Origin of the sequence: Pseudomonas sp. NUPR-001, from assembly GCF_052147955.1 — a bacterium.
Classification (GTDB): domain Bacteria; phylum Pseudomonadota; class Gammaproteobacteria; order Pseudomonadales; family Pseudomonadaceae; genus Aquipseudomonas.
Genome location: NZ_CP197353.1, coordinates 971,625 through 992,429 on the forward strand (window position 1 = coordinate 971,625; position 20,805 = coordinate 992,429).

A 20,805-nucleotide genomic window follows, 5' to 3' on the forward strand; every position below is an offset into this window, starting at 1 on the left:
GCTAACTGACAGCGCTGACAGAAACCCGGTAGGAGCGGGCTTGCCCCGCGATTGCGGTGTGCCAGCCAAATCGCTTCGCGGGGCAAGCCCGCTCCTACAGGAAACGGTGGTGGCAAAGTGCCAAAATCCTGCGCTGGATCAAGGAATCGCGCTTATTTGTCACTAGAGTCGTATGCCCTGCCGATTCTCCCAAAAAACAACGAGTGCCTCCGATGAAGTGCAATATGCCTGTGACCGGTCGCAATGTGGATTATCCCGGTGACGCCAACATCCTTTCTACTACCGACCTCTCCAGTGGGATCACCTATGCCAACGACGACTTCGTCAAGGTCAGTGGTTTCAGCCGTGAAGAGTTGATGGGCAGCGCCCACAACATCGTGCGTCATCCGGATATGCCGCCTCAGGCATTCGAACAGATGTGGCAAACCCTCAAGCGTGGCCAGTCATGGATGGGGCTGGTGAAAAACCGTTGCAAGAACGGTGACCACTATTGGGTCAGTGCCTTTGTTTCGCCGATCGCCAGCCAGGGCCAGACCGTGGAGTACCAGTCGGTGCGCACCAAGCCCAGTGCCGAGCAGATCGAAGCCGCCGAGCGTTGTTATGCACAGCTGCGCAGCGGCAAACGGCCTTGGTGGCAGCGCTTGCCGGTGCTGGGGCTTGGCTGGCAATTATGGGCGGGGGTGACGCTCGGGGTGATGCTGGCCACCGTGCTCAGCCGTTTTCTCCTGCCGGTGTTGCCCTGGCAAGGCCTGGTGGAAGTGCTGCTGGCCAGTGGCTTGAGCGCGCTGGTGATCCTGGCCGTGCTCAAGCCGTTCCAGCGTTTGTGTGCCGAGGCCCTGAGCATCGCTGACAACCCGCTGAGTCAGCAGTTGTACACCGGCAGGCGCGACGGCATCGGCCAGATCGATTTTGCCTTGCGCATGCTCAAGGGCCAGCTCGGCGCGGTGGTCGGGCGGATTGGCGATACTTCCCGGCGCCTGGCCGGGCATACCGGTTCGCTGGCGCAGTCACTGCACAGCAGCCATAGCAGCCATCTGGAGCAGCAGGGCGAAGCGGATCAGATCGCCACGGCGATCCATCAGATGGCGGCCAGCGTCGCCCAGGTGGCCAACAACGCCCAACAAGCCTCGCAAGCAGCCGATCAGGCTGAAGACGAAACCCGCGCCGGCCACCAGTTGGTCGACCTCAATCGCAGCGCCATCCAGAACCTGGCCGACTCGCTGGGCGCCGCCACCGAGGTTATCCACAACCTGCAAAATCACAGCAGCGAGATTACCGGGGTGGTCGAAGTGATTCGCGGGATTGCCGAGCAAACCAACCTGTTGGCGCTCAACGCCGCCATCGAAGCGGCCCGCGCCGGTGATCAGGGCCGTGGTTTTGCCGTGGTCGCCGATGAAGTACGCGGCCTGGCGCAGCGCACGGCGCAATCGACCCATGAGATACAGCGGATGATCAGCGTGTTGCAGGGGGTGGCGCGCGATGCGGTGCAGGTGATGCAGCAGAGCAGCGAGCATGCCGATCACAGTGTCGATCAGGCCCGGCAGGCCGCCAGTGCGCTGGATGGCATCAGCCTGCGGGTCAACCAGATCAGCGAGATGAGTGTGCAGATCGCCGCGGCGGTGGAGCAGCAGAGCCAGGTCAGCGAAAGCATCAACCGCAACATCATCAGTATTCGTCAGGCCAGCGAGTCAACCGTGCAGGTCGGTCAGCAAAGCCACCTCAGTGCCAGTGACGTCGCGGCGCTGGCCGAGGATTTGCGCCGCCTGGCTGCGGAGTTCTGGCGGCGCTGTCACTGAGGTTTTTCAGAAACCGATAAAGGCGTAGTGCCCGGCGGCTTCGCTGTACACCTGGGCACCGTTGGCCTGCAGTTGTTCGCACAGTGCCGGGTCAATCACATGCAAGGTCCAGGGCGTGATCGGCGCTTGTGTGTCTACTTGCTGCAGTGCCTGATCCAAGGCTTGGGTGTCGGGCAGGTAGGCGGTGAAACCGTTGCCTTTCAGGGCACTGGTGTCGATACCCAGGGCCTGGCAGATGGCGACTTTACTGCGGATATCGTCGCGGTCGGCCTGGCGTGAGCGTTCAATCAATTCGGCCAGGCGCCGGTCGACCAGCTGTTGGCCATGTATCAGCACCGGGCCGCTTTGCCAGGCTTCACTGGGGCAGTCTTTGCCTTCAGGGCGCAAGGGAATATGCGGGTTGATTTCCATTGGGTAAATGCGGCACACCAGCGGCCGGCTGTCGTAGATGGTGCACAGGTCGTTGGCGTCCAGGTTGCGGCAACGCTCGGGGTTGAAGGCCGCGAAGGTGATCGCCACCTGCACCTCGGTGCTGCCACAAGGTACCGGCCAGGAGCGGCGCAAGGCGTGTTCGCGTTGATCGGCAGGCAAGCCCAGGCCGTTGGCCAGGAAGGCTTCGATCAGGACGATGACCTGGCCACCCGAGCCCGTCCACTGGCGCGCTTCGCTCAAGGTCAGGGGCACATGGTGGCCAGTGCAGCACTTGCCACAGCCGGTGCAGTCGAAGCGGATATCAGCGGTTTGTGCGGTATTCACGGTTTGGCGGGGGCCCATTCAGTCACGAAGGCCAGGTTGCGCTGGCGCTCGTACAGGCACAGTTCGGTGCCTTTGCGGTTGTTCATGTGTTTTTGCGGGTAACGGCCTTCCAGCAGCAGTGCGCTGTAGCCGACGCGGTCGTCGAATTCGGCAGGCTCGCCCAGCACCTTGACGTTTTTCAGGGTGCTGGCGGCGATGCAGCGCTCGCTCATCTGTGCGTTGTGGTCGTTCCAGGCTTGATCGCTGGAGGCGTGGGCCAGGGAGGTCAAGGCGCTGCAGGCAAGCAGCAGGCTAACAAAGGCTTTCATGAGCGGTACCCCGGTAGGCGATGGGCTCAATTGTGCCTGAGGTTCAGGCACATTCAAGCACGCCGCTCATGAGGTGTGTTTCAGCTTTCTTCGAAGGCAACCGCGCGCGCCGCGACGATCAGGCAGTCGGTCAGTTCCGGTGAGGAGAACTTGGTCAGCACGGCGTTGGCTCCGGCGAGCCGCGCCTTCTCACTGTTCATGGCGCTGTCCAGCGAAGTGTGCAGCAGCACGTAGAGGTGTTTGAAGTCCGGGGTTTCGCGCAGGGTACGGGTGAAGGCAAAGCCGTCCATCTCGGACATTTCGATATCCGAGACCACCACGTTGATCTCCTGGTCAGTGCCTTGCAGCTCCAGCAGGGTGTTGATCGCATCCTTGGCACTGCGTGCAGTGTGGCATTCGATCCCCAGGCCGCGCAGGGTGTGCACCGATTGCTGCAGGGCCACCTGGCTGTCATCGACCACCAAAATGTTGGTGGCAGCCAGCACGGCGGCATCATCGGCGCTCAGTTCGCTGCTGATGGGGTCATGGGCAGGCGGGGAGATGCCATGAATGACTTTCTCGATGTCCAGCACCTGCACCAGGGTGTTGTCGACCCGGGTCACGCCGGTGATAAACGACTTGTTGCCCGAGCCATAGGGCGGCGGTTTGATGTCGGTGCTCAGGCAGTGAACGATCTTGCTCACCGCCTGCACATGCAGGCCCTGCTTGGAGCGGCTGATATCGGTGACGATCAGGCAGCCGCCCTGTGGGTCGAGCAGCGGCTGTTCGCCGATGGCGCGAGACAGGTCGATCACCGACAGCGAGTTGCCGCGCAAGGTCGCCACGCCTTTGACGTGCGGGTGCGACTCCGGCAGTTTGGTCAGCGGCGGGCAGGGGATGATTTCACTGACCTTGAGCAGGTTGATCGCCATCAGCTTGCCGCTGCGCAGGGTGAACAGCAGCAGCGACAGCGAATCGGCGCGGGCATTGTGCGAGGCCATAGGCACCTTCAGGACAGATTCAAAGGGGGGATATGCCGGGTTATCGACCCGCCAGCCCGTGGCTTTAATCGGTTGGCCAAATCAGCGTAGACCCAGACGTTTGGCCAGGCGACCGAGGTTGGCCCGGTCCAGGCCCAACTCGCGGGCGGCGCTGGCCCAGTTGTGCTGATGGCGTTCCAGGCAGCCCTGAATGAGCTGGCGTTGGTAGTCGTCGAGGGCCTGGCGCAGGTCACCCATAGGCAACGAGGTGATTGCCGGCCCCGCCTGCGGTTCAGGGCTGGCCTGCGCTTCGACCGGCTTGAGGTCCAGGTCAGCGGCGTCCAGCGTCAGAATTTTCGGGCGCTGGCGGTGTTGGCCCAGGGCTTTGAGCGCCGAGCGGCCGATCAGGTGCTCCAGTTCGCGCACGTTGCCGGGCCAGTCATAGGCCAGCAATGCCGCCTGTGCTTCTGCGCTCAGGCGCAAACTGCCCAGGCCCATGCGTGAGCGGTTCTGTTCGAGGAAGTAACCGCTGAGCAGCAACACATCGCGCCCGCGTTCACGCAGGGCTGGAACCAGCAGCGGGTAGACACTCAGGCGGTGATAGAAGTCGGCACGGTAGCGCCCGGCGCGCACTTCGTCTGCCAGGTCACGGTTGGTCGCGGCGATCAGGCGCACATCGACGCGGTGCTCCTGGTCCGAGCCCAGGCGTTGCAGCTGACCACTTTGCAGCACGCGCAGCAGCTTGGCTTGCACGGTCAGCGACAGTTCACCGACTTCATCGAGAAACAGCGTACCGCCGTTGGCCAGTTCGAACTTGCCACGGCGTTCACCGACCGCGCCGGTGAAGGCACCGCGCACATGGCCGAACAGCTCGCTTTCCACCAGGGTGTCGGGCAAGGCGGCGCAGTTGAGGCTGATCATCGGTTTGTCGGCACGGCTTGAAGCCTGGTGGATGGCCTGCGCTACCAGCTCCTTGCCGACGCCGGTTTCGCCGTTGATCAAGACGGTCAGGTCACTGCTGCCAACCAGTTGGATTTCTTCAAGCAGGCGCTTTTGCGCTTTACTCTGGCCGATCAGTTCTTTGTATTGCTGGCCGCTGGCCTGGCGATAGACCTCCGCACGCTCATGTTCATCTTCGGCGCGTAACGCCAGGCGTTCGATGCGCTCGGCCACATTGACCGTGGCGGCGGCGAGGCTGGCAAAGGCTTGCAGGGCATCGAGTTCGACCTGCTGAAACTGCTCAGGGTCCAGCGCATCGAGGGTGATCAGGCCCCAGGGTTGCTCATCGACGAACAGCGGGCAGCCCATGCAGTCGTGGACTTCCAGGTGCTGGTGCAGGCCTTCGACCAGCCCGTCATACGGGTCGGGCAGCTCGCTGTCGCTGGCAAAGCGGGTGGGGGCGCTGTGGCTGAGAATGGCCTGGAAGCGCGGGTGTTCGTTGACCTTGAAGCGGCGCCCGAGGGTGTCGGTACTCAAGCCATCGACCGCCAGCGGCACCAGCCACTCGCCATCCAGACGCAGCAGGGCGGCCGCGTCGCAAGGCAGCAGGCTGCGCATGGCTTCCAGCAAACGCCGGTAGCGCTCGCGCTCGGGCAGGTCGCGGGCCAGATCGCTGACCAATGGCAGTAAGGCGGTGAGTAGGGATTTTGCAGTCATAAAGACTCCTGTTGGTCTTATTGACTATATATCAGGGCTAGTCTTTATGACTCATATATTTTTAAGCCATTGATTTTAAACAATAAAAAAGTTGGCACAGAATCTGAATTAGCTCAGGCATTCATCAGAAGCCACAGGCTCAGGAGTCATCCATGCTCAATGCCCAGGATCGTGCAATCGTTAAAGCCACTGTTCCCCTGCTGGAAAGCGGCGGTGAAGCGCTGACGACTCACTTCTACAAAATGATGCTCAGCGAATACCCGCAGGTGCGTCCACTGTTCAACCAGGCTCACCAGGCCAGCGGTGATCAACCGCGCGCCCTGGCCAACGGCGTACTGATGTATGCCCGGCACATCGACCAGCTGGAACAGCTGGGTGGCCTGGTGGGGCAGATTATCAACAAGCATGTGGCCTTGCAGATCCTGCCGGAGCATTACCCGATTGTCGGTAGCTGCCTGTTGCGCGCCATTGAAGAAGTGCTTGGTAAAGAAGTTGCCACCCCTGAAGTCATCGCCGCGTGGGGCGCTGCTTACCAGCAACTGGCCGATATCCTGATTGGTGCCGAGGCCGAGGTTTACGCCCAAAAAGAGGCCGCACCGGGCGGCTGGCGCGGTGCGCGTGAGTTCAAGCTGGCGCAGCGAGTGGAAGAAAGCAGCGAGATCGTGTCCTTCTACTTCGCCCCGGCGGATGGCGGCGCGATTCTCAAGGCCGAACCGGGCCAGTACATCGGCCTGCAGTTGATCATCGATGGCCAGGAACAGCGTCGCAACTATTCGCTGTCGGCGCTGAGCGATGCCGGTCAGTACCGGATCAGCGTCAAGCGCGAAGCCGGTGGCAAGGTGTCGAACTACCTGCACGAGCAACTGGCCGTGGGCGACAGCATCAAACTGTTCCCGCCATCAGGCGAGTTCACCCTGAGCGCCAGCGACAAACCACTGGTGCTGATCAGCGGTGGCGTCGGTATCACCCCGACCTTGCCGATGCTCGAAGCTGCACTGGAAAGTGGCCGGGTGGTGCACTTTATCCACTGCGCACGCAACGGTGCGGTACATGCCTTCCGTGATTGGGTCGACGGCCTGGCGGCGCGTCATCCGCAGGTGAAGCGCTTCTACTGCTACGCCGAAGACGATGGTGTCAGCGAGCCGGCAGATGCCCTGGGCCTGCTCAGTGCAGAACAGCTCAACGCCTGGCTGCCTGCGGAGCGTGACCTGGACGCCTATTTCCTTGGCCCTAAAGGCTTCATGGCGACCATCAAGCGTCATCTCAAAGGCCTCGGTGTGCCTGAACAGCAGAGCCGTTACGAGTTCTTCGGCCCGGCGTCGGCGCTGGAATAAACCGGTTTTCGCACTTTACGCTTGAAAGGACAAGGCACAGCCAGCGATGGCTGTGCCTTGCGGCATTTGGCCGCCTTCTCAAACAGGGCGTCTGGCCTTTTAACTGCATGCAGATAAACCGTCATGCGTGTGGCGCATCATCCTTTCAGCCGTATCAAGGAAACCGAAATCGTGAGCAATAACTGGGCAGATAAAACGCGCAAGGGCTTGCATAGCTCGGCTGATTCGTTGGGCAATTTGTGCGTTGAAGCATTCCACTACCTGGCGCTGTTCGGCATTGGTGCGATTACGGCCTATGCTGCGGTGGCGACCTTCATCGACATGCTCAGCAAAGGGGGCGTGAGTGTCGATGACATTCTCTTGCTGTTTATCTACCTCGAGTTGGGGGCGATGGTTGGGATTTACTTCAAGACCAACCACATGCCGATCCGCTTTCTGTTGTATGTGGCGATTACTGCATTGACTCGCCTGCTGATCGGCGATGTTTCGCACCACAAGGCGCCGGATGTTGGGCTGCTGTATGTGTGTGGCGGTATCTTGCTGTTGGCATTTGCGATTCTGGTGGTGCGCTATGCCTCGTACCAGTACCCCTCGACCAAAGCGATTGATGCCAGCGGCAAAGAGATCGAAGAAAGCAAATAAAACTGTCTTGCACCCTCGGTGGGAGCGGGCTTGCCCCGCGAGGCGATGTGGCTGGTAAACCGCAATCGCGGGGCAAGCCCGCTCCTACCGGCCATAAAAAAGGCGAGCCCAGTGGGCTCGCCTTTTTACCGTCTGCGTCAGGTTGTTCAGCTAATGCTGCGAGCTTGTTCGTTCTCCAGGAATTCTTCCTGCAACAGCCCGTCGTTCTGGGCGCCGTTAACGCTTTGTTGGGCAACCGCACGTTTGCTGCGCAGTTTGCCGTAGAAGTGCTCCAGGGCATGGTTGAGCTTGGTCGCAGCACCCTCGACAGCCTGGTCGAGCGATGCGCAGGTGTGGCTCACGGAAATCGGTTGATGGCCTTTTGGGCGTGCCTCCATCTGGCAGCGTTTGTCGTGCGGACCTGGCTTGGCGCCATTCTCGTCGCGCAGGTGAACCTCAATGCGGGTGAGGTCTTCATCAAATCGTTCGAGCGTGCTTTCTACGGTGCTACGGACCCACTCTTCCAGTCGAATGTTGCCTTGAATATGGTTGTCGCTATTGACTTGGATTTGCATAGTTCAATCCCTTATTCAGCTAGCTCGCAAGAGAATCGATGGGGCCTTTGCGGCCTGTGGAAACCATCGCCTCTTGACTACAAGGTCAGGCACTTGGCGCAACATTTCAAGTCCTTTTGAAAGATAAATTTCTTGTTGCAAAAAGCCCGGCGTCGGCCGGGCTTTTGCATGCGCTGGATCAAAACGCGACGGAAGTCTGCAGGTATACCGTACGAGGCTCACCGACATACTTGCCCTTGTTGTTGTCGTCAAAGGAGCGTGTGTAGTACTGGTGATTGAAGATGTTCTTCACCCCAACGGCGACGTTCAGGTTCGACAGTTGCGGGCCAAAATCATAGCCCGCGCGGCTGCTGAACAGCATGTAGCCGGGGATGCGTCCGGTGCTGCCGTCGGCACTTTCGCTCGAGGTGTTGGCGTTGTCGGCGTACTGGTCGCTCTGGTAGGTGCTGTCCAGATTCAGCTGCCATGGGCCCTCGGTGTAACCGATGCCCAAGGTGCCTTTGTGGCGTGAGGAGAACGGCACACGATTGCCCTTGTTCGGCCCGTCTTCGCGGATTTTCGCATCGACAAAGGCATAGGTCGCATACACGTCGAATCCGGCCAGGGCCGGGTTCAGGCCTTCGAGTGCGTACTTGACGCTGGTCTCGATACCCTGGTGGCGGGTTTCGCCACGGGCAATCACCGAATCGTTGGTCTGGTTGCTTTCGTACTGGTTGTCGAAGTTGATCAGGAACGCGCCGATTTCGGCCTGCAACACCCCATCGTCATAGCGTGTACCCAGTTCCCAGGTGCGCGCTTTTTCCGGTTTGACTTCGCCGCTGCTGACCCGGTTGGGCATCTGGCTGTACTGCACGCTGCCGAACGAGCCTTCGGTATTGGCGTACAGGTTCCAGCTGTCGGTCAGGTGGTACATCACGTTCAGCGCAGGCAGTGCGGTGTTGTAGTCGCCCTGGTAGCGCACGCCGCTGATTTTATTGGCCTGCTCGGAGTCGATCATTTCGTAGCGGATGCCCGGGGTGATGGTCCACTGGCCAATGTCGATGCGGTCATCGAGGAAGATCGCGTGAGCATCGGTGCTGCCCCGGGTGTCTCGGTCTTTGCGGCTGGCGGTGGTAGGCAGTTGATCGGCGCTGATCGGCTCACGGTAGCGCAGTTCGTGGCTGGCTTCGTTGACGTAGCGGTAGCCGACACCCACTTCGTGCCAGCTTTCACCGAGGGCGAAACCTTGCGAAAAGCGTGTCTCGATGCCACGTACCCAGTACTCGCGTGGCGACAGCGAAATGAAGCTGCCCTGGTCCAGGTAGCCGCTGCGCAGGGTCTTGGTGAAGAAGCTGTTGACGCTGAACTGGCGGGCGTCTTCCTTGTAGTCGTAACCGAAGTTGAACATGGTCCGGCGGCCCCAGAACTTGTCTGACAGACGCGTCGACTGATACGGGTCGGCATCGTAGTCGGCGACGCTCAGGCCACCGGGCATCTGCGCTTCACCTTCGTAGTACTGGGCCATGGCGTGCAGGCTGTTGGCTTCGTCGAGTTGCAGCTTGCCTTTGAGGATCAGGTCGTCGATCTGTGTGTCGCTGTGTTCGCGCCAGTCGCCGCCACGGGTGCCGGAGTAGAGCAGGGCGCCGCCCAGGCCGTTGTCGTTGGTGCCGCCAGCGAGCAGGTTGGCGCTGGTCTTGAAGCCGTCATGGCTGGACGACGGGCTGGTCTGGGTCTGGAAACCGGCCTTGACGGTCGGCTCATCAGGAATCGCCCGGGTCACGAAGTTGACGATGCCGCCGACGTTCTGTGGGCCGTAGCGGACCGCACCGCCACCGCGTACCACGTCCACGGCGTCCATGTTGCCCATGCTGATCGGCGCGAACGACAGCTGTGGCTGGCCGTAAGGGGCGAAGGGCACCGGGATGCCGTCCATCAACACCGTGGAGCGCGAGGCCAGGCGCGGGTTGAGGCCGCGAATACCGAAGTTCAGCGCCATGTCGTGGCTGCCGGTGCCGTTGTTGTCGGGGGCGTTGACCCCGGGAATACGGTTGAGCACTTCGCGGGCGGTGGTGGCGCCCTGGCGCTCGAACTCTTCGCGACGAATCACATCGCGGGCGCCGGGGTGTTCGAAGACGTTGTCTTGCTGAGCAACGCCCAGCCAGTCACCGACTACGGTCGAGGTTCCCAGCTCTACCGGGGCATTGGCCGCCGTTGCCGGTTGCAGGCTGAAGGCGTTTTCACCTTCGGCGCGCGCTTGCAGGCCTGTGCCTTGCAGCAATGCATCCAGCCCCTGCTGCGGGCTGTATTGACCCTGCAGGCCGGGGCTTTGCACACCGCTGGTCAACTGCGAGCCAAACGAAATCAGCACGCCACTTTCTCGCCCGAACTGGTTCAGCGCGTTTTCCAGCGACATTGGTGCAATCTGGTAGCTGCGTGCGGCGGCCTGTTCAGCCATGGCGGGAACGGCGGCAACGCTCAGGCCGATACCGAACAGCAGTGTGCGAAGGGCCTGGGCCAACGGGCTTGGTCGAAGGGGCATGCAAGGTGTCCTTGAGAAGGTCAAAGCAAAGGGTTCTGCCTTCTCTGTCACGCGAGATGAAAAAACAGCTCAGCGGATTTGAATTTTTTTCAGGCCCGGGCTTCGACCGTCACCCAGTAGCGGGTAAAGCGTCGCACCCGTACTGGCAGGGCGACTTCCAGCAGGTCGAGAATGCGCTCGCTGTCGGCCAGCGGGTAGCTACCGGAAATCAGTAGTTCGGCCACCTCGGGGGCGCAGTTGAGCTGGCCGCGTCGATAGCGGCCCAGCTCGTCGAGGAAGTCGCCAAGGCGCATGTGCGCGGCCACCAGCATGCCATCGACCCAGGCTCCGGCATTGCTGTCGATTAACTGCGTAGCCTGCCATTGCGGGCCGTTGAAGCGGGCCTGACGACCGGCGCCCAAGGGCTGACCGGCAAGGCTGGCGCTGCCCTGGTGCACACTGAGCTGGCTGTACTGCGGGTACTGGCGCAGGTTGTAGCGGCCCTGCTCGAGCTGCAGCAAGCCGAAGTCAGTCAACAAGCGAAGCGGGCGGGCATCGTCGGCGACGGTCAGTTGAATTTCACCCTCAAGCAGGTGCACCAGGCGTTGCATTGCGTCGAAGCGCACGTCGGCGGCACTGCGGGTATTGAGGTGCAACAGGCTGCCATCGTCGAGTGGCTGGCGACGTCGCTCACCCACCGGGCTGCGGTAGTCGGCGAGCAGGGTTGGCAGCGCGTTGTGCTGCTGCAAGGTCAGGCCCAGGCTGCCGCCCACACCGAGAATCAGCAGGGTCTTGAGCGCCCGGCGGCGGCTGGCCGAATGCGGCGCCTGCAACGCGGCATGGGCCAGCGGTGACGACAACCCGCGCAAGCGCTGGTTGACGTGCTGGATATGCTCCCAGGCCCGGCGGTGTTCTTCATGGGCTTGCAGCCACTGCTGCATGGCCTGCTGCTGACGCGGGTCGAGGGCACCGCTCTGCAGTTCGATCAGCCAGTGCACGGCTTGCTCGGCCACCTGCGGCGAGAACGTCTGTTGGGCGTTGTTCACAGGGCAAAGTAACAGCGCATGGCTGCCTTGTTCAGGTAACGCTTGACCGTGGCCAGCGAGATGTTGAGCTGTGCGGCAATCTCGCCATAACTCAGGCCGTCGACCTGGGCCAGCAGGAAGGCGCGCTTGACCAGCGGCGCCAGGCCATCGAGCAGACGGTCAAGCTCCAGCAAGGTCTCGAAAATGATCGCCCGGTGTTCCTCCGAGGGCGCCAGTTCTTCTGGCAATTGCGCCAGCGCCTGGTAGTAGGCGCGCTCCAGGTCCTGACGGCGGTAGTGGTTGAACAGCACGCGCTTGGCCACGGTGGTGAGGAACGCCCGTGGCTCGTTGAGTACCGGCGTTTCGCGGGCCTGCAGCAGGCGCATGAAGGTGTCTTGTGCCAGATCCGCTGCATTGTCCGGGCAGCCCAGGCGCTGACGCAGCCAGCCGGTCAGCCAGTTGTGATGGGCGTGGTAAAGGCCTTCGAGCAAGGAAGAAGGGGAGGCACTGGGCACCGTGAACACTCCGGCGCCAGGATGCGCAACAGAATAAGAATTGTTCGCATTGTAGTGTTTTCGCTGCCGGTTCGGCAATCAGACGCTGACTGGCGGCAAAACCGGAGGGCTGAAAATGTAAATAACGTAAATAAGCTGTACTCTCATTTGAGAATAAATAGCATTCGCTCCCTGAGAACCTTTACCCAATCTTTACACACTCAGGGAGAGCTCTACGTGTACCCGCTTTTTACCCGATCCTGTCTCGCGCTCACCCTTTGCTCGCTGTACACCAGCCACGCCAGTGCCGATCAGCAGAAACCGATGGAACTGGACAACGTGGTGGTCACCGCCTCCGGTTTCTCCCAGCAGATCAAGGACGCGCCGGCGTCGATTTCGGTAATTACCCGCGAGCAGATCGAGAACAAGTCCTACCGTGATGTCACCGATGCCCTGAAAGATGTACCGGGCGTGGTGGTTACCGGTGGCGCCAGTTCCAGCGATATCAGCATCCGTGGCATGGCCTCCAAGTACACGTTGATGCTGGTCGATGGCAAACGCCAGGACTCGCGGGCCACCCGTCCGAACAGTGACGGAGCCGGGATCGAACAAGGCTGGATGCCGCCCCTTGAGGCGATCGAGCGTATTGAAGTGGTGCGCGGGCCGATGTCGTCGCTGTACGGCTCCGACGCCATGGGCGGGGTGATCAACATCATCACCCGTAAAGTCACGCCGAACTGGTATGGAGGCGTGCGCAGCGAAGCCACCTTCCAGGACCGCTCCGATTCAGGCGACTACAACAGCACCAGCGCGTTCGTCTCCGGGCCGTTGATCGAGAACCTGGTCGGTTTGCAGCTTTATGGGCAAACCTCGAACCGTGACGAAGACGACTTTGCCAACGGCTTCAACGAGCAGAGCACCGACAGCGGTACCGCCAAACTGTCGTTCACTCCTGATGAACATAACGACATCACCTTCGAGGCGGGCAAGTCCGAGCAGGAACGTAATGCGCACAAAGGAAAGTCGGCGCGTTCTTCCGACAGTTTCAGTGACTACGAGCGCACCAACTTCGCGATCAGCCACTCCGGGCGTTGGGACAGCATCACCACCGACAGCTACCTGCAACGCGAGAAGATCGAGAACCCGGGTCGGCGCATGGAGTTGGAGAACACCGTGCTCAATTCGCAGGTGTCATTCTTCAGTGATTCGCACATCACCACCTTTGGCGGCTCGTACAAATACGAAGACCTGAGCGATGAAGGTAACCAGCTGGCCGCGGCCTCCGACGTCAACCAGCTGACCCGTTGGTCCTGGGCATTGTTTGCCGAAGATGAATGGCGTCTGACCGAAACCTTCGCCTTGACCGGCGGCATTCGCATGGACAAAGACGAAAACTACGGTACGCACTGGTCACCACGTTTGTACGGGGTGTATCACCCGACCGAGCACTGGACCGTCAAGGGCGGCGTCTCCAGCGGCTATCGCTCGCCGGATATCCGCGCGGCAGTGGATGACTGGGGGCAGATCACCGGCGGCGGTGGCGATCCGGCAATCATCGTCGGCAACTCCAACCTCAAGCCAGAGAAAAGCCTGAGCCAGGAGATCGGCGTGATCTGGGACAGCCTGGAAGGCTTCTCCACCGGCTTGACCGTGTTCAACACCGACTTCAAAGACAAGATCACCGAAACCCGGCGCTGCACCGACAGCACCGGCGGTGCCTCGGGTCAGTGCCAGATCGGCGGCACCTCGTACAAGTTCATCAGCGACCGGGTGAACGTCGATGAGGCGCAAATGCGTGGTATCGAAGCGACCCTGGACTGGGAAATCACCCAGGCGCTGAAACTCGCCACCAACTACACCTTCACCGACTCCGAGCAGAAGAGCGGCCCGCAGAAGGGCAAGGCCCTGAACCAGATGCCGCGGCACATGGTCAACGCCACCCTCGACTGGCAGACCACCGATCAGCTGGGGACCTGGGCGCGCCTGAACTATCGCGGCAAAACCTCCGACTACCTGGGGCGCACCACCATGTCCGATGGCACACCGTCGTACACCTTCGTTGACCTCGGTGGCACCTATCGGCTGACCAAGAACGTCAAGCTGCTGGCTGGCGTGTACAACGTGTTCAACAAGGAAGTCGACTACGAGAACTACCAGACCGTGCTCGATGGTCGTCGCTACACCGTAGGTATCGACCTGTCGTTCTGACGTAGTGGGCTGCGGCTTTGCTTGTGAGAATATAAATCATTATTATTGGTGACTCTTCACAAGGAATGGATGCCATGAAAAGCAAAGCCGCCGGCTTGCCCCTGAGTTATCGCCTGGCTGTGACTTCACGCTGCCTGGCCGCCGTATTCGGTGGTTATCTGCTGGCGGCCATGGCCAGTGTCTGCGTCACCTTGCTGGCACCGATGCCGAAAGCTGAAGCGGTGCTCAGCGGCATGATGCTGTCATTCCTGTTCTACCTGGTGGCGTTTCTCTGGTGCTTTGCCAGTCGCAGCGCCTGGCAGGCCTGGCAGGGGGTGTTGCTGCCGAGCCTGGTGCTCGGGGTGATCAACGGCCTGGCCTACTGGATGAAGAGCTGATGAAAGAGGGCTTTCGCCAGGCGATGTCCTGGCTGCATACCTGGACCGGACTGATTTTCGGCTGGCTGCTGTTTGCGATTTTCCTGACCGGGACCATGTCTTACTTCAAGGAAGAGATCAATCACTGGGCCAAGCCCGAGGTCAAAGCGCGGGCGCTGGAGCCAATGACCAGCCTGGCCTTGGCGCAAGACTACCTGCAGCAGCACGCACCCAACGCGCGCAGCTGGTTTATCCGCCTGCCCGAGGCGCGTGAACCGGGCTTGAGTGTCGGCTGGAGCGCCGCAGGGGCCGGGCCGCGCGGCTTCATCGACAAAACCCTCGACCCGGCCACCGGCGCTGAGGTGCAGGCGCGGGAAACCCGCGGCGGTGAGTTCTTCTATCGCTTCCACTTCCAGCTGGAAATGCCACACCCCTGGGGCCGCTGGTTGTCGACCTTTGCCGCGCTGATCATGTTCATCGGGCTGGTCACCGGGATCATCATCCACAAGAAGATCTTCAAGGAGTTCTTCACCTTCCGTCCCGGCAAGGGCCAGCGCTCCTGGCTGGACGGGCATAACGCGATTGGCGTTCTGGCGTTGCCGTTTCACTTGATGATCAGCTACAGCAGCCTGGTGATCTTCATGTCGCTGGTGATGCCAGCGAGCATCATTGCCAGCTATGGCGACAACACCCGCGGCTTTTTCAATGACCTGTTCGGCGCGCCTGAACAGCTCAAGGCAGCTGGCACTGCCGCGCCGCTGTTGCCATTGCCGACGCTGTATCAGCAAGTCCAGGAGCAGGCGCCCGGCACTCGCGTGGGCTGGATTGAAGTGCAAAACCCCGGTGATCAGCACGCTCGCGTGCGCTTCTCGTACCATGGCGGTGATCGTATTGCCTACAAGCGTGGCGGTGGCTGGACCTTCGATGGCGTCAACGGCAACCTGCTCGGCGGTAGCAAAGCCGAATCTGCGCCGGTGCTGATCGTCGGCGGCATGTACGGTTTGCACATGGGCAAGTTCGCCGAGCCCTGGCTGCGCTGGTTGTACTTCTTCTTTGGCGTGCTCGGCACGGCAGTCATCGGCACCGGCCTGGTGATGTGGCTGGGCAAGCGTCAGCTCAAACATGCCAAGAGCGGTACGCAGCCGTTCGAGTTGCGTCTGGTGGAAGTGTTGAACATCGCCAGCATGAGTGGCTTGTTGCTGGGCGTGGCGGCGTTCTTCTGGGCCAACCGTTTACTGCCGGTTGGCCTTGAAGGCCGGGCGGGTTGGGAGGTCAACAGCTTCTTCCTGCTGTGGCTGCTGGCGCTGGTACACGCCAGTGTGCGCCCGGGCCGTCGCGCCTGGGCTGAACAACTGTGGCTGGCGGCGCTGCTGTGGGCTGGCTTGCCGCTGCTCAATCAGTTGACCACCGATCAAGGCCTGATGCAGTCGATTCCAGCCGGTGACTGGGCCATGGCCGGCTTCGATCTGACCGCACTGGGCTGCGGCCTGTTCTTTGCCTGGGGCGCGCGCACGATGCAGCGCCCGCCGGTGGTCGCCGCTAAGCGCGCGCCTAAGGCGGCAAAAGCCGCCAACGCCACCCTGATCGAAAGTGAGGCCAGTTGATGCTCGCCGTTACCCTGTTCGGTTTTGCCGGCTTTGCCTGCCTGTGCCTGGCCATGGAAAAGCACTACAAGGAGCTGCTGGGCAGCACACCCAGCGTTATGCGCCTGCGTGTGCTGCGGGTCGGCGGCTGGTTGTTGCAACTGCTGGCCCTGTCTTTGGCGGTGCATTACAGCGGTTGGGCCATGGGCCTGGTTGAATGGTCTGCGGTGTTGATGGCTGGCGTCACCTTGTGGGTGTTCCTGCTGCCGTATCAACCACGGCTGTTGCTCGGGCTGCTTGGCCTGAGTCTGGTGCTGGGGCCGGTGTTGTTGATACTGCCCCAGTAACTTATGGCCGGAAGGCTGCCCGGTACTCACCGGGCGTCGCGCCTAGCGCCTGGCGAAAGCGGTTACTGAAATGGCTGGCACTGGCGAAGCCGCAGCGCAGGGCGATGTCGCCCAGGGCCAGGTCGCCGAAGCGCAACAACTGCCGTGCCGTGGCCAGGCGCCGCGCCAACAGGTATTGGTGCGGCGGCAGGCCGAAGCTGGCACGGAACATCCGCGCGAAGTGGTATTCGGATAGGTTGCACAGTGCCGCCAGCTCACCCAGGCTCAGCGGCTGGTCGAGATGCGCTTCCACGTAATCACTCAGTAGACGGCGTTGATGCGCGGCCAGGCCACCTTTGAGGCGCAAGCCCTGACGCAGGCCAACCTGGCTGAGCACGGCATGGTCGAGAATCTCGTGGGCCAGGGTGCTGGTCAGCAGGCGTTCGCCCGGTTCGTCCCATTCCATGGCAATCAAGTCACGAAAACGCTGCGCCTGCGCGGGGTCGTCGAGGAAGGTCGCTTCCTGCAATTGCAATTCGCGCGGTTCGCGGTCGAGCAGGCGGATGCAACCGAGGGCGAACTGTTCCTGGCTGATGTACAGGTGGGCCAGGCGGATCGAGCCATTGACCACCCAATGCGACGCCGAGCCTGCGGGCATGATGCACAGCTTGTCTGGCGCGCCTTTGTGGCTGGGCTGATCGCGGCGGAAGGTGCCGGTGCCGTCGGCGATATAGCACGACAAGGTGTGGTGCGTCGGCGCTTCGTAGTCGCGGGCATCGTGGCGGTTGTTCCACAGGGCTGCGGCCAGGCCATCGCCCAGTTGCGCGCTGTGTTCCAGACGGGCGTGGGGCGAGTCGTGCATGGCTTTGAAAACTTGCAGTTGATCCAATGCGTTCATCAGCGACTCCTCTGACCGCCATCCTACGCTGGCGGGCAACGTCTGACAGCAGTGGTACATGTAAAAGCGCAAGAATCTGCAAGCGCGCACGCTGCTGACGGCAGGAGACTTAAGGCCTGAAGTCGAGGAGTGTGGCCATGAACCTGTCGTTGTATCTGCTCACCGTATTGATCTGGGGTACCACCTGGATCGCCCTGAAACTGCAGTTGGGCGTGGTCGCCATTCCGGTGTCGATTGTTTATCGCTTCGCCCTGGCGGGGCTGATTCTGTTTGCCATCCTGCTGCTCAGCCGGCGTCTGCAGCCGATGAACCGGCGTGGCCACGGGATCTGCTTGGCGCAGGGCTTTTGCCTGTTCTGCGTGAATTTCATGTGCTTTCTCACCGCCAGCCAGTGGATTCCCAGTGGCCTGATTGCCGTGGTGTTCTCCACCGCCACCTTGTGGAATGCGCTGAACGCGCGGGTATTTTTCGGCCAGAAGATTGCCGCTAATGTCCTGGGTGGCGGGGCGTTGGGTTTGATCGGCTTGGGCCTGTTGTTCTGGCCGGAGCTGGCGGGCCATACCGCCAGCCGTGAAACCGTGATTGGCCTGGCCCTGGCCTTGCTCGGCACCTTGTGTTTTTCGGCCGGCAACATGCTCTCGAGCTTGCAGCAGAAGGCCGGTTTGCGGCCGATGACCACCAACGCCTGGGGCATGCTGTACGGGGCCGGGATGCTGGCGGCGTACTGCCTGGTTAGCGGCATTCCGTTCGATATGGAATGGAACACGCGCTACATCGGCTCGTTGCTGTACCTGGTGATTCCGGGGTCGGTGATCGGTTTTACCGCCTACCTGACGTTGGTCGGGCGCATGGGGCCGGAGCGTGCGGCGTATTGCACCGTGCTGTTCCCGCTGGTGGCGTTGAATGTATCGGCGTTGTATGAGGGCTATCAGTGGACAGCCCCGGCCTTAGCGGGGTTGGTGCTGGTGATGTTGGGCAATGTGCTGGTGTTCAGAAAACCCAAGCCTGTAGGAGCGGGCTTGCCCCGCGAGGCGATGTGACAGACAGACCGCAATCGCAGGGCAAGCCCGCTCCTACAGCGCGAGGCGACGTGACAGACAGATCGCGATCGCGGGGCAAGCCCGCTCCTACAAGGCTATTACTTCCAGACCTGCGGGTTAACCAAATCCCGCGGCCGCTCACCCAGCAGGGCGCTGCGCAGGTTGTCGATGGCGCGGTTGGCCATGGCGTCACGGGTTTCGGCGGTGGCCGAGCCCACGTGCGGCAAGGTCAGGGCATTGGGCAGCTGGAACAGCGGCGATTCGGCCAGCGGCTCTTTCTCGTACACGTCCAGGCCAGCGCCGCGAATGGTGCCGTTGCGCAGGGCTTCCACCAGTGCCGCTTCGTCAACCACCGGGCCACGGGACACGTTGATCAGGAACGCGCTGGGTTTCATCAGTTGCAGTTCGCGGCTGCTGATCAGGTGCTTGGTCTGCGCGCCCAGTGGCACCACCAGGCACACGAAATCGGCTTCGGCCAGCAACTCGTCGAGGCTGCGGAACTGGGCGCCGAGTTCCTGTTCCAGCGCGGTCTTGCGTGAATTGCCGCTGTAGATGATCGGCATGTTGAAGCCAAAGCGGCCACGGCGAGCGATGGCCGCACCGATATTACCCAGGCCGACAATACCAAGGGTTTTGCCATGCACATCGCTGCCGAACTGCGCCGGGCCTACGGTGCCCTGCCATTGCCCGGCCTTGGTCCAGGCGTCGAGTTCGGCGACGCGCCGGGCGCTGCCCATGAGCAGGGCAAAGCCCAGGTCGGCGGTGCTTTCGGTGAGTACGTCGGGGGTGTTGGTCAGGGCAATGCCGCGTGCATTGAGGTAGTTCAGGTCGTAGTTGTCGTAGCCCACCGAAACACTCGACACCACTTCCAGCTTGGCGGCAGCGGCCAATTGCGCTTCACCGAGCTTGCGGCCCACACCGATCAGACCGTGCGCTTCGGGCAAGGCTTCATTGAACTGCGCGCTGATATCGCCGAGCTTGGGGTTGGGGACGATTACGTTGAAATCTTGCTGCAGGCGTTCGACCATCGCCGGGGTGATGCGGCTGAAGGCAAGTACGGTCTTTTTCATCGACGAAATCTCTGCTGGCGGGGGAGAATGGGTAGCACGCTATCATTCTCCACTGCCTCTGTGCAGCAAGATTTCTGTACTGACCCCTGGTAGGAGCGGGCTTGACCCGCGAAGCAGTTTCAATGACACACCGCAATCGCGGGGCAAGCCCGCTCCCACCGAGGGCAGCCCGGCCAGATGTCAGTTGGCGATCAGCAACTCGTGGGTCTTGAGGTCGGCCTCGTGGGCGGCGAGGATTTCCGGCAATGAGTTGCGCAGGTACTCAACCCAGGTTTTGATCTTGGCATCCAGGTACTGGCGCGACGGGTAGATCGCATACAGGTTCAGCTCCTGCAGGCGGTAGTCCGGCATGACCCGTACCAGCGAGCCGTCACGCAGCCCGTCTATGGCCGAATAAATCGGCAATACGCCAACGCCCATGCCACTGCGGATCGCGGTTTTCATCGCGTCGGCCGAATTCACCTGGAATGGCGCCTGGGTGATGTTGACCATCTCCTGGCCTTCCGGGCCGTCGAACAGCCATTTCTCCAGAGGGATCACCGGGCTGACCATGCGCAAGCAGGCGTGCTTGAGCAAGTCGCTGGGTTTATGCGCGACGCCGTGCTGTTTCACGTAGTCGGGCGAGGCGCAGACGATGCTGTAGGTAATGCCCAGGCGCTGGGAGACAAAGCCCGAGTCCGGCAGCTCGCTGGCCAGTACGATGGACACGTCGTAGCCTTCGTCGAGCAGGTCCGGCACACGGTTGGCCATGGTCAGGTCGAAGGTTACGTCCGGGTGGGTTTCGCGGTAGCGGGCAATCGCATCGATGACGAAATGCTGGCCAACGCCCGTCATTGAATGCACCTTCAACTGCCCGGCCGGACGGGCATGGGCGTCGCTGGCCTCGGCCTCGGCTTCTTCGACATAGGTAAGAATCTGTTCACAACGCATCAGGTAACGCTTGCCCGCTTCGGTCAGGGCGATACGTCGGGTGGTGCGGTTGAGCAGGCGCGTTTGCAGATGGGCTTCAAGATTGGAGACCGCCCGCGAGACGTTGGCGGTGGTCGTATCCAGTTGCACGGCTGCGGCAGTGAAGCTGCCGACTTGCGCTACGCAACTAAAAGCACGCATGTTTTGCAGGGTGTCCATGGGTCGCTCTCAAAGTAGACGACAAATTGTGACATGAAGTAACCGAGGCGGTCTTCAGACTAAAGCCGGATTATCGCTGTTTTCGTAACAAAGATTCGCAGTAATACACGCTTATCGCCAGTGCAGCGGCCCCCTAGAATTGCGTCTCCAAGCGTCATCCACCTATTACGTCAGG

Annotated in this window: 19 protein-coding genes and 1 pseudogene; 9 read left to right on the forward strand and 11 right to left on the reverse strand. The window is 61.3% G+C overall.

Features of this window, described 5'->3' with window-relative positions:
* Positions 1-224: 224 nt before the first annotated feature.
* Both ACP6KB_RS04565 and ACP6KB_RS04570 read left to right on the forward strand, forming a co-directional pair.
* Positions 225-494 (forward strand): annotated as a pseudogene (locus tag ACP6KB_RS04565) (PAS domain-containing protein); the annotation flags it as partial.
* A gap of 201 nt (positions 495-695) precedes the next feature.
* Positions 696-1,796, forward strand: coding sequence for a methyl-accepting chemotaxis protein (locus ACP6KB_RS04570; protein ID WP_442114254.1), 1,101 nt, complete (start codon positions 696-698; stop codon positions 1,794-1,796).
* Between the two features lie 6 nt (positions 1,797-1,802).
* Here ACP6KB_RS04570 and ACP6KB_RS04575 read toward each other — a convergent pair whose 3' ends face one another.
* The 4 genes from ACP6KB_RS04575 to norR form a co-directional block, all read right to left on the reverse strand.
* Complete coding sequence (locus ACP6KB_RS04575) at positions 1,803-2,570, reverse strand: YkgJ family cysteine cluster protein (protein WP_442112245.1); 768 nt, start codon at positions 2,568-2,570, stop codon at positions 1,803-1,805.
* Positions 2,549-2,860, reverse strand: coding sequence for a hypothetical protein (locus ACP6KB_RS04580; RefSeq protein WP_442112246.1), 312 nt, complete (start codon positions 2,858-2,860; stop codon positions 2,549-2,551). The genes ACP6KB_RS04575 and ACP6KB_RS04580 overlap by 22 nt, the downstream gene beginning before the upstream one ends.
* A gap of 80 nt (positions 2,861-2,940) precedes the next feature.
* Positions 2,941-3,840, reverse strand: a complete 900-nt coding sequence (locus ACP6KB_RS04585; RefSeq protein ID WP_442112247.1) for a chemotaxis protein CheW — start codon at positions 3,838-3,840, stop codon at positions 2,941-2,943.
* An 81-nt stretch (positions 3,841-3,921) separates the two neighbouring features.
* Positions 3,922-5,475 (reverse strand): nitric oxide reductase transcriptional regulator NorR, encoded by a 1,554-nt coding sequence (norR, locus tag ACP6KB_RS04590; protein WP_442112248.1) that lies wholly within the window; start codon positions 5,473-5,475, stop codon positions 3,922-3,924.
* Positions 5,476-5,627: 152 nt separating this feature from the next.
* Here norR and hmpA point away from each other — a divergent pair, with 152 nt between their 5' ends.
* Entirely contained in the window at positions 5,628-6,809 is a 1,182-nt protein-coding gene (hmpA, locus tag ACP6KB_RS04595; protein WP_442112249.1) for an NO-inducible flavohemoprotein, read from the forward strand.
* A 171-nt stretch (positions 6,810-6,980) separates the two neighbouring features.
* Positions 6,981-7,451, forward strand: coding sequence for a phosphate-starvation-inducible protein PsiE (locus tag ACP6KB_RS04600; protein ID WP_442112250.1), 471 nt, complete (start codon positions 6,981-6,983; stop codon positions 7,449-7,451).
* Positions 7,452-7,597: 146 nt separating this feature from the next.
* On the opposite strand, the gene ACP6KB_RS04605 is transcribed toward ACP6KB_RS04600, so the two are convergent.
* From ACP6KB_RS04605 to ACP6KB_RS04620, 4 genes are all read right to left on the reverse strand, one after another.
* Positions 7,598-8,005 (reverse strand): HPF/RaiA family ribosome-associated protein, encoded by a 408-nt coding sequence (locus ACP6KB_RS04605; protein ID WP_442112251.1) that lies wholly within the window; start codon positions 8,003-8,005, stop codon positions 7,598-7,600.
* 178 nt (positions 8,006-8,183) lie between these two features.
* Positions 8,184-10,523: a TonB-dependent Fe(3+) dicitrate receptor FecA gene (gene fecA, locus ACP6KB_RS04610; RefSeq protein ID WP_442112252.1), complete on the reverse strand. Its 2,340-nt coding sequence runs from the start codon at positions 10,521-10,523 to the stop codon at positions 8,184-8,186.
* Positions 10,524-10,612: 89 nt separating this feature from the next.
* Positions 10,613-11,548: a DUF4880 domain-containing protein gene (locus ACP6KB_RS04615; RefSeq protein WP_442112253.1), complete on the reverse strand. Its 936-nt coding sequence runs from the start codon at positions 11,546-11,548 to the stop codon at positions 10,613-10,615.
* Positions 11,545-12,042: a sigma-70 family RNA polymerase sigma factor gene (locus ACP6KB_RS04620; protein WP_442112254.1), complete on the reverse strand. Its 498-nt coding sequence runs from the start codon at positions 12,040-12,042 to the stop codon at positions 11,545-11,547. Before ACP6KB_RS04620 ends, ACP6KB_RS04615 begins: the two co-directional genes overlap by 4 nt.
* Positions 12,043-12,258: 216 nt before the next feature.
* Here ACP6KB_RS04620 and ACP6KB_RS04625 point away from each other — a divergent pair, with 216 nt between their 5' ends.
* The 4 genes from ACP6KB_RS04625 to ACP6KB_RS04640 all read left to right on the forward strand — a co-directional run bounded on the left by ACP6KB_RS04625 (position 12,259) and on the right by ACP6KB_RS04640 (position 16,515).
* The gene (locus tag ACP6KB_RS04625; protein WP_442112255.1) at positions 12,259-14,229 is read left to right on the forward strand and encodes a ligand-gated channel protein; all 1,971 of its coding nucleotides are present in this window, start codon (positions 12,259-12,261) and stop codon (positions 14,227-14,229) included.
* A gap of 74 nt (positions 14,230-14,303) precedes the next feature.
* Positions 14,304-14,606, forward strand: a complete 303-nt coding sequence (locus tag ACP6KB_RS04630; RefSeq protein WP_442112256.1) for a DUF3649 domain-containing protein — start codon at positions 14,304-14,306, stop codon at positions 14,604-14,606.
* Entirely contained in the window at positions 14,606-16,189 is a 1,584-nt protein-coding gene (locus tag ACP6KB_RS04635; RefSeq protein ID WP_442112257.1) for a PepSY-associated TM helix domain-containing protein, read from the forward strand. The genes ACP6KB_RS04630 and ACP6KB_RS04635 overlap by 1 nt, the downstream gene beginning before the upstream one ends.
* The gene (locus ACP6KB_RS04640) at positions 16,189-16,515 is read left to right on the forward strand and encodes a DUF3325 domain-containing protein (protein ID WP_442112258.1); all 327 of its coding nucleotides are present in this window, start codon (positions 16,189-16,191) and stop codon (positions 16,513-16,515) included. Before ACP6KB_RS04635 ends, ACP6KB_RS04640 begins: the two co-directional genes overlap by 1 nt.
* Before the next feature lies 1 nt (position 16,516).
* Here ACP6KB_RS04640 and ACP6KB_RS04645 read toward each other — a convergent pair whose 3' ends face one another.
* The gene (locus ACP6KB_RS04645; protein WP_442112259.1) at positions 16,517-17,392 is read right to left on the reverse strand and encodes a helix-turn-helix domain-containing protein; all 876 of its coding nucleotides are present in this window, start codon (positions 17,390-17,392) and stop codon (positions 16,517-16,519) included.
* Between the two features lie 137 nt (positions 17,393-17,529).
* Here ACP6KB_RS04645 and ACP6KB_RS04650 point away from each other — a divergent pair, with 137 nt between their 5' ends.
* On the forward strand, positions 17,530-18,432 hold the full coding sequence (locus ACP6KB_RS04650) for a DMT family transporter (protein ID WP_442112260.1): 903 nt from the start codon (positions 17,530-17,532) through the stop codon (positions 18,430-18,432).
* Between the two features lie 98 nt (positions 18,433-18,530).
* Here ACP6KB_RS04650 and ACP6KB_RS04655 read toward each other — a convergent pair whose 3' ends face one another.
* Complete coding sequence (locus ACP6KB_RS04655; RefSeq protein ID WP_442112261.1) at positions 18,531-19,502, reverse strand: 2-hydroxyacid dehydrogenase; 972 nt, start codon at positions 19,500-19,502, stop codon at positions 18,531-18,533.
* Positions 19,503-19,682: 180 nt separating this feature from the next.
* Positions 19,683-20,630: a LysR family transcriptional regulator gene (locus ACP6KB_RS04660; protein ID WP_442112262.1), complete on the reverse strand. Its 948-nt coding sequence runs from the start codon at positions 20,628-20,630 to the stop codon at positions 19,683-19,685.
* Positions 20,631-20,805 lie beyond the last annotated feature (175 nt).

Coding starts and splice junctions, on each gene's coding strand:
- ACP6KB_RS04570 (WP_442114254.1), top strand. CDS start 696: ATGCTGGCCACCGTGCTCAGCCGTTTTCTCCTGCCGGTGTTGCCCTGG.
- ACP6KB_RS04575 (WP_442112245.1), bottom strand. CDS start 2,570: ATGGGCCCCCGCCAAACCGTGAATACCGCACAAACCGCTGATATCCGC.
- ACP6KB_RS04580 (WP_442112246.1), bottom strand. CDS start 2,860: ATGAAAGCCTTTGTTAGCCTGCTGCTTGCCTGCAGCGCCTTGACCTCC.
- ACP6KB_RS04585 (WP_442112247.1), bottom strand. CDS start 3,840: ATGGCCTCGCACAATGCCCGCGCCGATTCGCTGTCGCTGCTGCTGTTC.
- norR (WP_442112248.1), bottom strand. CDS start 5,475: ATGACTGCAAAATCCCTACTCACCGCCTTACTGCCATTGGTCAGCGAT.
- hmpA (WP_442112249.1), top strand. CDS start 5,628: ATGCTCAATGCCCAGGATCGTGCAATCGTTAAAGCCACTGTTCCCCTG.
- ACP6KB_RS04605 (WP_442112251.1), bottom strand. CDS start 8,005: ATGCAAATCCAAGTCAATAGCGACAACCATATTCAAGGCAACATTCGA.
- fecA (WP_442112252.1), bottom strand. CDS start 10,523: ATGCCCCTTCGACCAAGCCCGTTGGCCCAGGCCCTTCGCACACTGCTG.
- ACP6KB_RS04630 (WP_442112256.1), top strand. CDS start 14,304: ATGAAAAGCAAAGCCGCCGGCTTGCCCCTGAGTTATCGCCTGGCTGTG.
- ACP6KB_RS04635 (WP_442112257.1), top strand. CDS start 14,606: ATGAAAGAGGGCTTTCGCCAGGCGATGTCCTGGCTGCATACCTGGACC.
- ACP6KB_RS04640 (WP_442112258.1), top strand. CDS start 16,189: ATGCTCGCCGTTACCCTGTTCGGTTTTGCCGGCTTTGCCTGCCTGTGC.
- ACP6KB_RS04645 (WP_442112259.1), bottom strand. CDS start 17,392: ATGAACGCATTGGATCAACTGCAAGTTTTCAAAGCCATGCACGACTCG.
- ACP6KB_RS04650 (WP_442112260.1), top strand. CDS start 17,530: ATGAACCTGTCGTTGTATCTGCTCACCGTATTGATCTGGGGTACCACC.
- ACP6KB_RS04655 (WP_442112261.1), bottom strand. CDS start 19,502: ATGAAAAAGACCGTACTTGCCTTCAGCCGCATCACCCCGGCGATGGTC.
- ACP6KB_RS04660 (WP_442112262.1), bottom strand. CDS start 20,630: ATGGACACCCTGCAAAACATGCGTGCTTTTAGTTGCGTAGCGCAAGTC.